The following is a 15,623-nucleotide window of genomic DNA, read 5'->3' on the forward strand; positions in this document are numbered from 1 at the left end:
TGTTTAAACTGATGGCTGTATTTTTGACAAAAAATAGATTGTTTTGAAAAAAGCCCAAAATTATTTACCAGTATTTCTCCTTTTTTTTGTTTTTGCTCCAACTCTTCAAGCGCAAATTATTACAAGAGGGCCTTATCTGCAACAACTGAGTAATAAAGGTGTGATTATCCGTTGGCGGACAAACCTTGCGGTGGGAAGTCTGGTTAAGTTTTATCAGCAAGATTCTACGCAAACAGTTATTGTTTCTGATGATATGTCCACTACTGAACATATTATTCAATTAACAAATCTGCAGGCAGACACCCGATATCATTATTCAGTTGGTACTTCTACAACTACTTTGGCATCGGGTAAGGATTTTTATTTTATTACAGGCCCCGATAAGTACAGTAATCGTCCGATTCATATCTGGGCTATGGGTGATTTTGGTGACGAATCTACCCAGATTTACATGGAGACTCAGAAAGGTATCAGAGAAAGTTATCTAAAAAATCGCCCTGATTTTACTGATTTATGGTTGTGGTTAGGGGATAATGCCTATTGCTGTGGCACTGATGCAGAATATCAGAAGCAGGTATTTGATTTTTACGGATCAAGTATTTTTGGTAATACTGCTTTTTTCCCCTCACCCGGAAATCATGAATATTTTGCCAGCCCTACAGGTAGGAGCGATAGAAAAATTCCATATTATGATATTATTAGTGTTCCGGGTAAAGGAGAAATGGGAGGGATACCCTCAAACCAAAAGGCTTATTATTCGTATGATTATGGCAATATTCATATCATTTCTCTGGATTCAGATGGTTTTGATAACGGCAAAAGATTATACGAACCACAAAGTCCGCAGTATCAATGGCTGAAACAGGATTTAGCTGCCAATAAATCAATGTGGACAATCGTAATGTTTCATCATCCGCCTTATACCAAACGTTCGCATGATTCAGATGCTGAACTTGAACTACAATACATCAGAGAAAATCTTGTGCCACTCTTTGATCAGTATAAAGTTGATTTGGTATTGACCGGGCATAGTCATATTTATGAGCGTTCTTATTTAATGAAGGGCCATACAGGGCATTCGATGTCTTTTAACTATGATGCTCATGTAATCCAAAAAGTAAATGGTAAATACGATGCAGAACCTGGTTCAAAGCCATTTATAAATAAAGATGAAGGAACTATTTATTGTACAGTTGGGTCAGCAGGAAGATTGGATTGGAATGGTTCTCATGATGTGCATCCATCGTCAATTTATTCAAATATATCCATTGGAGGTTCATTATTATTAACTGTCAATAGTAACCGCTTAGACGGCAGATGGATATGTGCTGACAACGTGGAAAGAGACCATTTTTCAATTTTCAAAAATGTGAATAAGCGACAGAATTTACATGCAGAATATGGCTCAAAAATTCATCTGAATTCTTCATGGAAAGGTAGTCATATTTGGTCAAATGGCAATAAAAAAGATGATGAGATAGATTATCAGGCTTTTAATTCTGAAACAGTAATAGTAAAAGACTCTTTAGGTTTTTTAGAAGATGATTTTATTATTACTGTTACTCCACAGCCTGTTATCAATACCGACTTCAGCCTAACGTCAGTTTGCCCGGGTCAGCCTTTAAGTGTGGCTTTTACTGTGCAAAATACAGATATTAAGAAATGGAACTATTCATTAGAATTATCAGATTCCAATGGTTCATTTGAGAAGCCTTTAGTATTAGCTAAAGCGTCCCAAAGCCCGATACGATTTGCTTTATCAGATAGTTTAAAAGAGGGTAATAACTATAAATTCAGAATTCGACCTGATGTAGATTTTTTTGATGAGAGACCAAGTAAAGAATTTAGACTGAATAAGCCAGCTACAGGTGGATTTATAAGCGAAAAAACTATTCCTTTTGATACGCTTATAAACTTAACACTTCGCTTTACAGGCACGCCACCATATATATATAAACTGAGCCAATTACCGGAAGTTACTACTCAAAATAGCGAAGTAACTATCAAAGTTAAACCCATTGAAGCCACTACTTATACTTTAGAGAGTCTGACAAATGTTTGCGGAAATGGAATAATTGCAGCCAATGGATCGAAAGTCTCTATATTGGCTCCATTGTTTATAGAAGAGGAAAGCACAAAGGTATTCTCAATTTTCCCAAATCCGACTTATGGAGATTTAATTATTGAAAACCAGACTGCAGAACCAATAAAGACCCATGTTACCCTAATTGATTTAAAGGGGAAAAAAATAATGAATAAAACTGTAATAATTGATAAAAGAGAAATTATTTCATTACAGGATATTCCAGCCGGAGATTATGTGCTTAATTTAAAAACCTCTTCACTGAAAGTAAGTAGAAAAGTCACCAAAATGTAAGAAAGTTATTTAAACAAAAAGCCTTTTTCTATGTAGAAAAAGGCTTTTTGTTTAATGTTAATATTTTCAAGGCACCGGTAGTACCTGACTATCTTTGAAACTTGAGAGAATCACCATTGTTTGTGTATTGGCAACTTCTTCTATTTCATTAATAGTTTCCATAATCAATTTCTGATATGAATTTATATCTTTAGCAATCACTTTCAATAAGAAATCGCATGAACCGGTAACATGGTGACACTCAATTATCTCAGGAACCCGTAAAATTTTCTCAACAAAAGCATCCGTTATAGATTTTCTATGGCCTGATAAAGAAACCTGAACGAAGGTCATAACACCTAAGCCGACTTTTTCTCTATCTATTTGGGCATGATAGCTTTTGATGATACCAGATAATTCTAATTTTTTTACGCGTTCAAGCGTGGGTGCAGGAGATAAACCAATTTCTTTTGAAAGCTGTGCGTTGGTAATCTTGCCATTACTTTGGAGTATTTCCAGAAGTTTATGGTCGATTGGGTCGAGTTTATTAATACTCATTGTTTATAGTTATTTTGAAGTGCAAAATATTATTTGGTGCAAAGCTATTGGTTTTTCCAGTAAAAACATAATAAAATACCGAATATTTACCAAAAAAGAAAATTTTTTTTTAGTAAAATCCAAAAAGTCAGTACTTGATGATGTTTTGAAGAAAAGATTCTTCCACATGGAATGTAATCATTTATTTAAGTGTTTATAAATGGTCATTCCATATAAATCAGATATCCTATGAGCAAACAAACAGCTACAAAAGTGAGAGCAATCGTAACAGGTGCAACTGGTATGGTAGGAGAGGGAGTACTACACGAATGCCTTTTACACGATAATGTTGAAGAGGTTTTAATTATTAACAGAAAACCCAGTGGTATTCAGCATCCAAAGCTGAAGGAAATCATCCATAAAGACTTTCAGGATTTTTCATCTATTGAAAAGCAATTGAAAGGCTATAATGCCTGTTTCTTTTGTCTTGGTGTATCGTCTGTAGGAATGAAAGAAGACGAATATTATAAACTTACGTATGCACTAACTTTACATGTAGCCAATACACTCGTTAAACAAAACCCCGATATGACTTTTTGCTATGTTTCAGGAGCAAGTACTGATACTACAGAAAAAGGAAGGATGATGTGGGCAAGGGTAAAAGGTAAAACCGAAAACGATTTAATGAAACTGCCTTTTAAACAAGTATATAATTTCCGACCAGGTGCTATTGAAGCGACTAAGGGACTTAAAAATGTATTATCTTACTATAAGTATTTCAGTTGGTTGTTTCCTATTATCCGACTTTTTTCACCCAATTCCGTTGTGAAATTGAAAGAAATTGGTGTGGCTATGATTAATTCTGTAACAAAAGGCTATGAAAAACAGATATTAGAGGTTAGTGATATAAAAAAACTGGCAGCCCGATAAAAGAAAAGCCTCTTCAAAAAAAGAGACTTTCTCGGGTTAACCAACAGTTACATTTCTGTAATATCTTATATAATCTTCAATGCCAGTGTGATTTGCCATCCGCTGGCTTTCTGACTGAATTGAGAATTACCTTGTAGATTTAATTGCGAGATTTCAGACAAGCTTCCTTCTTTTCTTAAATCAATATCAAATCCTAATATCTTAACACCTACACCTACCTGGTAGCCGAAGGTTGCTTTTTTCATGGCATCATCAAAACTACCTGAGGTATAACTTTTTATTGACTCACTTAATTTCTTGTCTTCATCCAATTTAAAAGTAGCTACCGGGCCACCCATAATACGAAAAAATTTAAGTACTCTTACACCTACCAATACAGGCACATCAATATTACTGTATTTGAATTTTACCTTACCATATTGAGTTGTCTCCACAACGCCACCTCTTTGGGCAAAGAGCACCTCTGGTTGTAGATAAACTTTATTGCCGATTCTTCCAAAAGCACCTAAAACGTAGCCGGTTTGTGTATCTAAACTTTCTTTGATATTATTGTTCAATGAACCGGCATCAGTATAAACCTTGTTGAAATTGATGCCCCCTTTAATACCAAAACCAGATTGAGCGATGGATTCTGAAAAAGAGCATAATAAAGCAAACAGACTAAGAATTGTGATTTTTTTCATGATGTTTTTAATTAAATGATTAGTAACGACTTAAAGTGTACATATTAATTCATAGTCTCTCTTATTTGCGTCCGGATTTAATGGATTAACGTGTAGTAACCTATCAATCGTATTTGGTTAACGAAACATTAACAGATTTTCTATCTTGATTGTTATCAATTTATTTTTTATATTTATAAGTGTCTGAACATATATCGTATTAATGTATCCGCATAAACTTTTTAATTCTTAAAAAATTATTCAATGGCTAAAGTTAAAACAGCTTATTTCTGTCAGAATTGTGGATATAATTCACCTAAATGGTTAGGACGTTGCCCCTCATGTAACGAATGGAATACAATGGTAGAGGAGGTAGTCAGTAAAGATGAACCCGAAAAAGGCAACTGGAAATTTACTTCATCAGGTGCACCTAAGACAGCTAATAAACCTAAGACCCTTACCGAGATTTCAAAACATGAAAGATATCGGATTATTACAGACGATGGGGAACTGAATAGAGTATTGGGAGGCGGTATTGTGCCCGGCTCATTGGTACTGATTGGAGGGGAGCCAGGTATCGGGAAATCGACATTAATGTTGCAGATTGCCTTGAGCCTGAAAGACTACACAGTCTTATATGTATCAGGTGAAGAAAGTGAGCAGCAGATAAAAATGCGCGCCGAACGCATGAGTTTTATGAATGAACGCTGTTACATTCTGAATGAAACCGCCACAGACAACATTTTCCGTCAAATAGAATTAACCGAGCCCGATATTGTAGTTATTGACTCTATCCAGACGCTTGTTTCTCCTTTAATCGAATCGGGTGCTGGAAGTGTATCGCAGGTAAAGGAATGTACAGCCGAGCTAATGAAGTTCTCTAAGGAGTCAGATACACCAGTTATTATGATAGGGCATATTACAAAAGACGGGTCATTGGCAGGCCCTAAAGTATTAGAACATATGGTTGATACCGTACTTCAATTTGAAGGTGACAGGCATATGACTTATCGGATACTTCGCACTACTAAAAACCGTTTTGGAAGCACTTCTGAATTAGGTATCTACGAAATGCAAAGTGACGGACTCAGACAAGTAAGCAACCCATCAGAAATTCTGATTTCTCAAAGAGAAGAGGATTTAAGTGGGATTACCATTGCAGGGATGTTAGAAGGTAACCGTCCATTATTAATAGAAATTCAATCGCTGGTAAGCACAGCCACATACGGCACACCTCAACGAACCAGCAATGGCTTTGATAGCCGACGTACACAAATGCTATTGGCAGTACTTGAAAAAAGAGGCGGGTTTAGGTTGGGTACCCAAGATGTGTTCTTGAATATTGCAGGTGGCTTAAAAGTAGAAGACCCTGCTATCGATTTAGCTGTGTGTACTTCAATCGTTTCTTCATTCGAAGACATCAGTATCCCACATCTATATTGTTTTGCCGCAGAAGTAGGCTTAGGCGGTGAAGTGCGTGCCGTAAACAGAATAGAAAACCGTATATCAGAAGCTGAAAAATTAGGTTTTAAGAAGATATTTATATCAAAGTATAACCTGAAAGGGTTGAATACGAAAAATTATAAAATAGAAATTTTTGCTGCCAGCAAATTAGAAGAAGTTTTCAGCGAGTTATTTGGATAAATGAATAATAAAATGCCAGGGGTTGAACCTGTTTACACCTTAGAAATAGGTTTAGACAGGTTCTTTAAAACCTATAAACATGATTTAACTTTGTATAAAGTTTTTTGTTTCATAATTCTTTACACTTCTATGAAGTCGGTCATGAATTCTCTTCTTGAATGCTGCCGGAGAGATTATTTGCATTCTATCTCCAAAGCCTAAAATCTCCCGTTCAAGTTCAAAATTAATCTGTACTTTGATTTGCACAGTTATGCCATCTTTATTTTTATTTAAGATTTTTTGAGAATGATGAAGTGGTTTGGTCTCTACGAAAGGAGCATCTTCATTGGCAACAAATAAAGTGATTTCTTCCGCCTTTAAGCCCGTTGAAACTGTTACACCTATCACATCCTGATAAAAGGTTTCAGAATCATACAGATCATTTTCGATATAGTCTGTTTTTTCATCAGGGCATAAATACTGGATCCTGTCTAAAGCCAAATGCATGATAATTTTTTTGACACCACGAACTCCTACAGCAAACCAGCGGTTTTTAAATTCCTTTAACCACCAGACATGAAAGATAAACGTATTGGCTTCCTGTGCTTTAAATGACTGATAGGTCAATTCAACTGCTTTCTTTTGCACAATAGAATGATACAGCAAATCGAGGTAAGATAACCCTTTCAGGTTTTCATTCTTCTCAAAATTGATAACAGATTGTTTTTTATGAGCAGCGGCATACACATGGTCTTCTAATTTCTGAACTATTTCATTTAGTTGATTAAAATGAGAAAAACCTTTGAATTGTTTTAATAATTCAACAGCCTCATTCATTCTACCTAAATCTGCATTAGAAATAGGGATGTTAGTGATGCTATATTTAGGGTCTTCGTAGGTATAATATTTTTTATCAATGACAATGATTGGTGCAAAGTAGCCCAATTTATCACTTCTCATCATCTGAATATCCGCCTGTATTGTTCTTATGCTAATGCCCTTATCAATACCCTCATATTCATATAAAGTATCGGAAACCTTTTCAACTAAATCGTCTAAAGTCCATTTTCGTTGTCGGTTTCTCAAACAGGCATCAATAGTTTTATAGCGTACAAGGGCATTTCGGTTAGCAGGCATAGGGTTATTAAATATATTAGACAAAAAAATAAAATTATTTTCAACTACGCAAATATGCTGCGTAGTGATTTTTTTATTTTGTAGCATACAACGAAAACAAGATGACCATTCAAGCACTTCATGAATTAATTGCCAAAGATTATATCAATGTACAAAAGCATAATCATGCTGATTTGTATATTTATAATTATTCAGCCAAAGCCCAGTATGATAAGATCTGGAATGAATGGACTTTGGCTTGTCGTGGCTTGATCATGAATGCAGAGTATGAAATCATAGCTCGTCCATTCAGGAAATTCTTTAATTGGGGAGAAGTAGAAAATCAGTTGATTCCACAGGAATCTTTTGAGGTCTATGAAAAAATGGATGGTTCGTTGGGAATATTATATTGGGTTGATGAAATTCCTTATATTGCTACCAGAGGCTCATTTAATAGCAATCAGGCTAAGGTAGCTACCGAAATGCTGCATAATAAATATGCTGCTTCAATCCCTCTATTAGATAAAACTAAAACCTATTTGTTTGAAATTATCTATCCTGAAAATCGTATTGTGGTCAACTATGGCAATACCAGAGCTTTGGTTTTGTTAGGTGTCATTGATACAAAGACCGGAGAAGAATGCCCTTTGCAACAAATTGGTTTTGAAGTAGTAAAGCTATATGATGGTGTCAATGATTTGTATCAGTTAAAGAAATTGGAAGAGAATAACAGAGAAGGATATGTTATCCGGTTTGCGGGTGGATTGCGCCTGAAAGTGAAATTTGCTGAATATCAAAGAGTGCATCAGATTATTACTCGTGTATCAAATACTAATATCTGGGAGCATCTGAAAGAAGGAAATGACTTGACAGATATTTTAGATAGAGTGCCAGATGAATTTTATGATTGGGTAAAAATGACTGAGAAGCAATTAGTCGATAATTTTAAAGCCATTGAAGCAAAAGCTAAAAGTGAATTTAAACTGTTCGACACAAGAAAGGAAAATGCCATTTACTACCAGACTTGTAGCTATCCGGCTGTTTTGTTTAAGATGGTGGAGGATAAACCTTATGACCAGATTATCTGGAAAATGATCAGACCAAAATTTGAAAGACCTTTCGCAACACCTATAGAGACATGAAAATTTTATTGAAAGCCATAGTAGGGAGTCAGGCATACGGAACAAATACAGCTAATTCGGACATAGATTATAAAGGTGTATATGCACAATCAGTAGATGAGCTGATAGGGTTTAATTATAAAGAGCAGATTGAAATATCAAAAGACGAATGTTACTTTGAGGTGCGTCGTTTTTTGCAATTGCTTCAATCTGCCAATCCAACAATGTTGGAGTTGCTGTATATGCCATCAAAGTGTATTGTTGAAAAGCACCCCGCTTTTGATATAATTATACAAAACAGGGACAAGTTTTTAACGCAAAAATGCCTGCATTCTTTCGGCGGATATGCCATAGCCCAGATTAGTAAGGCTAAGGGCTTAGAAAAGAAAATGAATTGGGAGAATGCGAAGATAACCAGAAAGACACCTTTTGACTTTTGTTATATTTATGAAGAAGGCAAGACAATGCCTTTGCTATATTTTCTTGAAAGAAACAACTTATCGGCAGATAAATGTGGTTTAGTAGCCTTAAATCATTTCAAAAATTGCTATGCTTTGTATTATGATAGTACAGGAGAGTTGGGATATAAAGGTATTGTCTCAGAGAAAGGGAATGATGTAAAACGCAGTTCTGTGCCAAAAGGGGAGAAGCCATTGAGTATAATGTGTTTCAACCAGGAGGGGTATTCATCGCATTGTAAAGATTATGTGGAATATGAAACCTGGCTGAAAAACAGGAATGTACAACGCTATGTAGATATTGCTAATCATCAACAGCAGATAGATGGTAAAAACCTTTTGCATTGCCGTAGATTGTTAGACATGGCAATTGAAATAGCTACTCAGAAAACTATCAATGTAAGACACCCCAATACAGAAGAATTGCTGAAAATCAGGCGGGGAGAAATTGACTTAGCGGCTTTTATGCAAAGAGCAGAAGAAGAGATTATACAACTGAATGAATTATTTGAAAAGAGTGATTTGCCTAAGGAAGTAGATGGAGATTTTGTCAATGAGCTATTGTTGAAAGTGAGACATGCGGTAATATAAAACTAAATGACAAAACTAAAAAAAGGTCTCGTATTCGGAAAATATATGCCTGTTCATTCAGGGCATCTGGCTTTGATTGAGTTTGCAAAATCTCAATGCAAACACGTAATCGTTTCAATGAGTTTTATGCCCAATGACCCAATTGACCATAGTTTACGTTTTGGCTGGCTACAAAAGATTTTTGAAGAACAGCCCAACGTTACGTTGGTAGAAAAGATTGATGATTTTCACGACGAGACTTTACCTCTTTTTGAAGTAACCAAACTTTGGGCTGAGTTTATCCGTAGAGAATTTCCTGATATTGAAGGATTTTTCTGTTCTGAAGAATACGGTGAGCCTTTATCGTTTCACTTAGGCTTACCTTGTATTCTATTCGATAAGGCACGTGAATTGGTTCCTGTTTCAGCTACTAAAATCAGACAAAATCCTCTTGCCTATTGGGACTTTATACCAAATGTGATTCGCCCTTACTTTGTTAAGAAAATATGTCTTTATGGCCCTGAAAGTGTAGGTAAAACAGTTTTAAGCCAGAAATTGGCAAAATATTATCATACAGTTTTTGTACCCGAAGCTGCACGGCAGGTTTTGAAATCTAATGATATAGATGAAGATATAATCATTACAATAGGAAAAAGACAAACAGAATTGGTAAAAGAGCAGACATTAGTAGCTAATAAACTCCTATTCTGTGATACTGACCTCATAACTACGCAGATTTATGCCAGACATTATCTGGGTTTTATACCAGAGATACTGCCAGTATTAGAGCAACAAATTAAGTATGATTTATATTTTTTGCTTGATATAGATGTGAAATGGGTAGATGATCCGTTACGTGATTTAGGCCATCGGTGAGCAGAGATGTATCAGACTTTTAAAACCGAATTAGACAAACGACAAGTTAAATATGTAAGTATTAGTGGAAATTGGGAAAACAGAATGAGTAAGATGATTGATGAGATAAACAAATTGTCTTTACCAGTTCCCGACAACGAATAACTATAACAAACGAAATGAAAACCGTGTTAATATTGCGTGGATTGCCTGCAAGCGGGAAATCTACTTTTGCCAGAAAGCTGTTAGATGAAAAAAGAGGTATATGGAAACGTCTGAATAAAGATGAGCTACGTGCCATGTTAGATAATTCGCATCATACTACGCATAACGAAAAATTTGTAGAAAAAGTGCGGGATATGATGTTGATAGAAGCCCTGAAAACAGGGCATCATATAGTAATTGATGATACCAATTTATCAGACCGACCAGTTGAGCGTATCACACAAGTGGTAGAGAAATATAGAAAAGATACAGGCGATGAAGTAAGAATAGAAATCAAGGAAATGATGACTTCACTGGAGGAATCATTGGCAAGAGATGAAACAAGAGAAAAAAAAGTAGGGAGGGAGGTGATTATGAAAATGTACAGACAACACGTATTGAAAAATGAGCGAGGACCATATTATCAGTCGCAGGACGATAATCTGCCACCGGCTATTTTATGTGATTTAGACGGTACACTGGCTATCTTACATGCAAGAAGCCCCTATGATGCCGAACGCTGCGAGACAGATTTGTTGAATAAACCTGTGGCAGATATTGTACAAACTTATCATCAATTAGGTACAAAAGTGATTTTTATGTCAGGTAGAGAAGAAAAAGCCAGAAAGCAAACCATAAACTGGCTGGAATGTAATGGGATCACTTATGATGCTTTATATATGCGGGCAACCGGAGATTCACGTAAGGATTCAATAGTTAAAAAAGAATTATATGAAACTTATGTGAGAGGTAAGTATTATGTAAAATTTGTCTTAGACGACCGTAATCAGGTAGTTGACTTGTGGCGTTTAGATTTAGGATTACCGTGTTTACAAGTAAACTATGGAGATTTTTAGTGAGGTAGAATCCTATCTCACTACTAAAACTTTGGCAAATGAATATTGACCAAAACTTATACGTACAATATAATTACCTGCCACCAAATCATTTGATTTAATACTTCTGGTATATCTGTCTGCACTTAGTTTCTCTTCTGGAAGCTCTTTTATTTTTCTACCCAACACGTCAAAGACTGTGATCTGAGCAACAGTATTCTGCTTCAAAGTAAAATCAACAAACACCTCATTTGTAGTTGGATTGGGAGAGATTTTCCAATCTATCAATTCACTAATAGGCTCTTTACCTGTCGGCGTAATTTGTACTTCTGTTACTTCTTTGAGAATCTTATTCTCCGGGTCAAAAATTACCTGACTTACATCACCTTTAATATTTGGAATATCAATATCCTGAGTGGCTTTGTCTATAAAAACAGTAGTAATAGTTTCACCTTGTGAAGTAATGATCTTTATATCAACAGGCATTAAAAAATATTCGGGCGTGGTATTTTTAGTCTGAGTTACTTTTAAACTTAGAATTGATAAACCATCAGCAGTTTTGGCGGTAGTCCATCCATAAGTATATTTTGGATAGCTTTCACCATAAACCCATTCCTTAAAAAAATAGTCTAAATTCAAGCCTGTAGTCTGTTCTGCTACTTTCTGAAAATCCTCTGTGGTAGCAGAATTATAGGCTAAAGGAGAAACCAGATAGTTTTGCAGGATTTTAAAAAACTTCTCCTCTCCGACTATCCCACGTAACATATGCAATACCACACTACCTTTAGCATAAGTACGATTAAAACCAAAAATCTCGTTTTCGTTTGATATATTTTTTACAAACAGGCTTCCAATTGCTCTTTTAGCATAAAACATATCGCTGTTAATAGCGGTTTGGTACCCGGTTTTACCACCTATAGCTTCAGCATAGATAGCCTCGCTAAATGTTGCAAACCCCTCGTTAAGCCAGATATGTTCCCAGGTTTTGCACGTAATCTTATCACCAAACCATTGGTGCGCCAATTCATGCGCAACAAGACTGCTCTCAAAACTACCCATCGAACTACAGGTCTGGTGTTCCATACCGCCCCCAAAGCCACATTGCTCATGCCCATACTTTTCTTTAATAAACGGATACTGTCCGTATTTATCCGAGAAAAGTTTAAGCATAAATGGTGTCTGGTCTAATTGATTTCTTACATTAGAGGAGAAGTTCTCTGGATAGATATAATGTGTTACGGCCATTGAATCCGTAGCAGAGTATTTATAATAATTTTTATACTCAGTATAATTGCTACAAGAGATTGAAATCAGATAGTGAGCAATCGGATAACGGTTTTTCCATTGATAAGTTCTGGTGCCATTGCTATTATCTATTTTCTTTGTCAAAACGCCATTTGATACAGAAACAAATCCAAGCGGCATGGTTATCCACACATCAGATGAATCTGCCTTATCTGCCGGGGTATCTTTGCAAGGAAACCAGTCTGGAGCACCATAAGGTTCACTTAATGACCATACGATTGGTGCTGCTCCATGAGAACCAAAAGTAAAACTACCAAATGCCGATGCAACCGGGCTGCCCTGATAGTATATGTCAACAGTAACGGCTTGATTCTCAGTATAAGATTTGTCGAGTGTAATATTAACCTTTGCAGTTTCCTGAGCAAAGGCTAATTTCTTTGCTCCTAACTTGATAGAATCTACTTTAAGCGTATTCTTTAAATCTAAAAAGAAGCTGGATATAGTAGATTTTGGCTTAAAACTGATGGTAGCCTCTCCTTTCAAATACCTTTGAGCATAAGAAATGTCAAGATTCAATTTATAGTAACCTATATCTATTTTATCATCTCCCGGATAGGCTAATTGCATATAACGGGCATTTCTGGCAAATGAACTTTGCTTGGCTTGTGCGCAGCTGATTCCGCCATTCGTCTGAGCCAAACCTAATAAAGGATAAAAAATAAGCACTAAATACAGAAATGGATTTCTCATGTGTTTTTGTTATCAGAATTCCCAACGATAGCTTAAAATGGGTATTAAACCTAACTGGTATTGTTTAACGACTTTTTTCTGTAAAATATCATAATAACTAAAGGCAGTATTTTTATAACCGGCTATATTCTGCATATCTAAGGCTAAAGTTCGCGAATATTTTTGTTTTGATTTTTTCAGATAAATACGGAAATCAGGACGGAAATAGTCAGGTTGTTTCACCGTAAATGCTTCTGTAATTTTATAGACGGCTCTCCTTGCTAATTGTGAAGCCTGTTCATCAATAGGTGTTTCATAAAACCCGCCAAGCCATATAATTCTGATACTTGTTCCTAAGATACGATTTTTGCTATATTCCCATTCTTTACCTATTGTCAAATTAAAAATATGCTTTCCATTATAACGGCTATTCCTTTTAACACCATCCCCTCCTATATATGTAGAGTTATAATACGTACCATTTACTAACGCATAAAATCCTTTTGTAAGATATTGCTGATAAGTAATTTCAATACCATAATTCTGTCCGGTACCTTTGTTTTGTAGTGGCTCATCTATGAAACCTTCTACTAAATTAAGTGTCGAAAAGCCCGGGTCAACTTTTTGAGTTACCCATGCCGGATTTGTAATAACAGGAGCATTAAATATCTTCTGATAATACATTTCTGTTTTCAGATATGAACCTCGTTTAAAATAATACTGGTGGCTTAGTACATAATGATGGGCTTTAGTGAAATCAAGTGAGATATTTGGTGTATTTTGTAATTGTGTACTATAAGCAAAATAAATCTGTGGCAATTGCAATTGGCTATGCAAACCATAAGCAAAACTAACAGTTTGATTTGGTGTTAGCTGATAGCCCGCAGATATGCGGGGTTCAACAGACTGAGATTTACTAACTGTATAGTTCAGATAATGTAAACCAATATTTACAGTAAGTTTTGTAACTGGAGTAAACTGCCAGTTAAAATAGGGCTGAAGCACAAAACCTTTGCCCGTTCCTTTAGCCGATTGATCACTCGCAATCGAATAAACAGCATCAGATTGATGTGTGATAAAAGCACCTACTTTCAATAGGTTTTTAGAGTTTATTTTATAACTAAATGAACTGGTCAGAGAAATTCTACCTTTTGAAACGCTATCTGATTGGGTCAGGTATCTTTGAAAATTACTTTTACTTAATACATATCCTTTACGAACGCTTTCCAAGCCTGAACCTACCAGGGTAGTCTTCCATAAGAGTTTATCTCCAATAATCCTACTATGCGTTGCCCCTAAAGCCCCCATTTTGTTGGTATAATTAATATCGAAGCCATCCTTTTGTACTTCCCACAGCGTAGTATCCCGTTGTCCGGCAAAATAGTTACTACTTAGCCCCGCCATACCAAAAATTGTAAATGTTCCAGCTTTTTTGGTCGGTAAAGAAACATTGAATGATAAATCCTGAAAAGTAATGTCTTCACCACCAAAAGTTACTCCTATCAAGCCTAATAAACCAGTAAATGAATAGCGATAGTTGATCAAATAGCTACCATTCTTTTTGGTATTACTCAGGGGGCCTTCTGCAGCTAAATCGAGACCAATCAAGCCTGCTTGAGCGGTAAACTCGTGTCTTTGGTTATTCCCTTTTCTTAAACGCATATCCATCACCCCTGAAAGTGCATTTCCATATTCAGCCGGGAAAGCCCCCGTCAGGAAATTCATATTGCCTAATAGCTGAGCAGACAAGATATTGACACCACCTGAATTCTGGGTAATTCGATCACTGAAAGTACCTGCATTACTTAAGTGATTGGGGTTCACAATTTCTACTCCTTCTAAGCGCCATTGCATACTATTGGGTGAATTACCACGAATAACCATGCCATTTGCCTGATCATTTGAATTGGCTACTCCTGCATAAGCTGAGGCCAAACGAGCAGGATCAAGATAAGTACCCGGATAACGGAATATCTGTTCAGTTGTGATAGAATGGATACTTGTGAGTGAGCCAGTCAGATTATTCGAAGGGGCTTTTACTGTAGCTTCTCCTAATTGTTTGGTTGTTTCCTGTAATCTGATTTCTAAGACTATTTCCTTACCTGATTCAACCAATATTTCTGAAATAGTCTGGGTCTCAAAACCTACGGAACTGATTTCAAGCTGATGACGCCCTACCGGAACTTTATCAAGTCGGAAAAAACCATTCTCATCAGTTTGAGTGCCCTGTGAAGTATTTTTTAAAACAATGGTTGCTCCTGAAAGTGGTTTTTCGTTATTCGTATCAATGATTCTTCCCCTAATCGTCTGGGTAGTTTGAGCGAAGAGATTTAAGTAAAGAAAAAGGATTATGACTGATAAGGTAATTTTTTTTAACATCT

At 36.0% G+C, this 15,623-nt stretch carries 12 protein-coding genes; 7 read left to right on the forward strand and 5 right to left on the reverse strand.

The annotated features are described in order from the left end of the window. Positions 1–43 precede the first annotated feature (43 nt). Positions 44–2,377: a metallophosphoesterase gene (locus H1R81_RS23015; protein WP_181843108.1), complete on the forward strand. Its 2,334-nt coding sequence runs from the start codon at positions 44–46 to the stop codon at positions 2,375–2,377. A gap of 66 nt (positions 2,378–2,443) precedes the next feature. On the opposite strand, the gene H1R81_RS23020 is transcribed toward H1R81_RS23015, so the two are convergent. Further along, positions 2,444–2,914, reverse strand: a complete 471-nt coding sequence (locus H1R81_RS23020; RefSeq protein WP_116984584.1) for an Lrp/AsnC family transcriptional regulator — start codon at positions 2,912–2,914, stop codon at positions 2,444–2,446. A gap of 228 nt (positions 2,915–3,142) precedes the next feature. On the opposite strand from H1R81_RS23020, the gene H1R81_RS23025 reads away from it, so the two are divergent. Beyond that, complete coding sequence (locus H1R81_RS23025; RefSeq protein WP_181843109.1) at positions 3,143–3,823, forward strand: NAD-dependent epimerase/dehydratase family protein; 681 nt, start codon at positions 3,143–3,145, stop codon at positions 3,821–3,823. Between the two features lie 65 nt (positions 3,824–3,888). On the opposite strand, the gene H1R81_RS23030 is transcribed toward H1R81_RS23025, so the two are convergent. Further along, the gene (locus H1R81_RS23030; RefSeq protein WP_181843110.1) at positions 3,889–4,506 is read right to left on the reverse strand and encodes a porin family protein; all 618 of its coding nucleotides are present in this window, start codon (positions 4,504–4,506) and stop codon (positions 3,889–3,891) included. A 243-nt stretch (positions 4,507–4,749) separates the two neighbouring features. On the opposite strand from H1R81_RS23030, the gene radA reads away from it, so the two are divergent. Next, on the forward strand, positions 4,750–6,129 hold the full coding sequence (radA, locus tag H1R81_RS23035; RefSeq protein ID WP_181843111.1) for a DNA repair protein RadA: 1,380 nt from the start codon (positions 4,750–4,752) through the stop codon (positions 6,127–6,129). Between the two features lie 84 nt (positions 6,130–6,213). Here radA and H1R81_RS23040 read toward each other — a convergent pair whose 3' ends face one another. Next, on the reverse strand, positions 6,214–7,245 hold the full coding sequence (locus H1R81_RS23040; RefSeq protein WP_181843112.1) for a YafY family protein: 1,032 nt from the start codon (positions 7,243–7,245) through the stop codon (positions 6,214–6,216). A gap of 101 nt (positions 7,246–7,346) precedes the next feature. Between H1R81_RS23040 and H1R81_RS23045 the strand changes: the two genes are divergently transcribed. The 4 genes from H1R81_RS23045 to H1R81_RS23060 all read left to right on the forward strand — a co-directional run bounded on the left by H1R81_RS23045 (position 7,347) and on the right by H1R81_RS23060 (position 11,289). Continuing rightward, positions 7,347–8,366, forward strand: a complete 1,020-nt coding sequence (locus H1R81_RS23045; protein ID WP_181843113.1) for a T4 RnlA family RNA ligase — start codon at positions 7,347–7,349, stop codon at positions 8,364–8,366. Beyond that, positions 8,363–9,394, forward strand: a complete 1,032-nt coding sequence (locus H1R81_RS23050; RefSeq protein ID WP_181843114.1) for a DNA polymerase beta superfamily protein — start codon at positions 8,363–8,365, stop codon at positions 9,392–9,394. The genes H1R81_RS23045 and H1R81_RS23050 overlap by 4 nt, the downstream gene beginning before the upstream one ends. A gap of 6 nt (positions 9,395–9,400) precedes the next feature. Continuing rightward, positions 9,401–10,249, forward strand: coding sequence for an AAA family ATPase (locus tag H1R81_RS23055; protein ID WP_229251203.1), 849 nt, complete (start codon positions 9,401–9,403; stop codon positions 10,247–10,249). A gap of 146 nt (positions 10,250–10,395) precedes the next feature. Next, complete coding sequence (locus H1R81_RS23060; RefSeq protein WP_310588107.1) at positions 10,396–11,289, forward strand: AAA family ATPase; 894 nt, start codon at positions 10,396–10,398, stop codon at positions 11,287–11,289. 12 nt (positions 11,290–11,301) lie between these two features. Here the strand turns inward: H1R81_RS23060 and H1R81_RS23065 are convergent, their stop codons facing one another. Continuing rightward, positions 11,302–13,263, reverse strand: coding sequence for a M1 family aminopeptidase (locus H1R81_RS23065; protein WP_181843116.1), 1,962 nt, complete (start codon positions 13,261–13,263; stop codon positions 11,302–11,304). A gap of 12 nt (positions 13,264–13,275) precedes the next feature. Continuing rightward, positions 13,276–15,621 (reverse strand): TonB-dependent receptor, encoded by a 2,346-nt coding sequence (locus H1R81_RS23070; RefSeq protein ID WP_181843117.1) that lies wholly within the window; start codon positions 15,619–15,621, stop codon positions 13,276–13,278. Between the last annotated feature and the right edge of the window lie 2 nt (positions 15,622–15,623).

It is taken from the genome of Emticicia sp. BO119 (genome assembly GCF_013912375.1).
Lineage (GTDB): Bacteria > Bacteroidota > Bacteroidia > Cytophagales > Spirosomataceae > Emticicia.

Coding starts and splice junctions, on each gene's coding strand:
- H1R81_RS23020 (WP_116984584.1), bottom strand. CDS start 2,914: ATGAGTATTAATAAACTCGACCCAATCGACCATAAACTTCTGGAAATA.
- H1R81_RS23025 (WP_181843109.1), top strand. CDS start 3,143: ATGAGCAAACAAACAGCTACAAAAGTGAGAGCAATCGTAACAGGTGCA.
- H1R81_RS23030 (WP_181843110.1), bottom strand. CDS start 4,506: ATGAAAAAAATCACAATTCTTAGTCTGTTTGCTTTATTATGCTCTTTT.
- radA (WP_181843111.1), top strand. CDS start 4,750: ATGGCTAAAGTTAAAACAGCTTATTTCTGTCAGAATTGTGGATATAAT.
- H1R81_RS23040 (WP_181843112.1), bottom strand. CDS start 7,245: ATGCCTGCTAACCGAAATGCCCTTGTACGCTATAAAACTATTGATGCC.
- H1R81_RS23045 (WP_181843113.1), top strand. CDS start 7,347: ATGACCATTCAAGCACTTCATGAATTAATTGCCAAAGATTATATCAAT.
- H1R81_RS23050 (WP_181843114.1), top strand. CDS start 8,363: ATGAAAATTTTATTGAAAGCCATAGTAGGGAGTCAGGCATACGGAACA.
- H1R81_RS23055 (WP_229251203.1), top strand. CDS start 9,401: ATGACAAAACTAAAAAAAGGTCTCGTATTCGGAAAATATATGCCTGTT.
- H1R81_RS23065 (WP_181843116.1), bottom strand. CDS start 13,263: ATGAGAAATCCATTTCTGTATTTAGTGCTTATTTTTTATCCTTTATTA.
- H1R81_RS23070 (WP_181843117.1), bottom strand. CDS start 15,621: ATGTTAAAAAAAATTACCTTATCAGTCATAATCCTTTTTCTTTACTTA.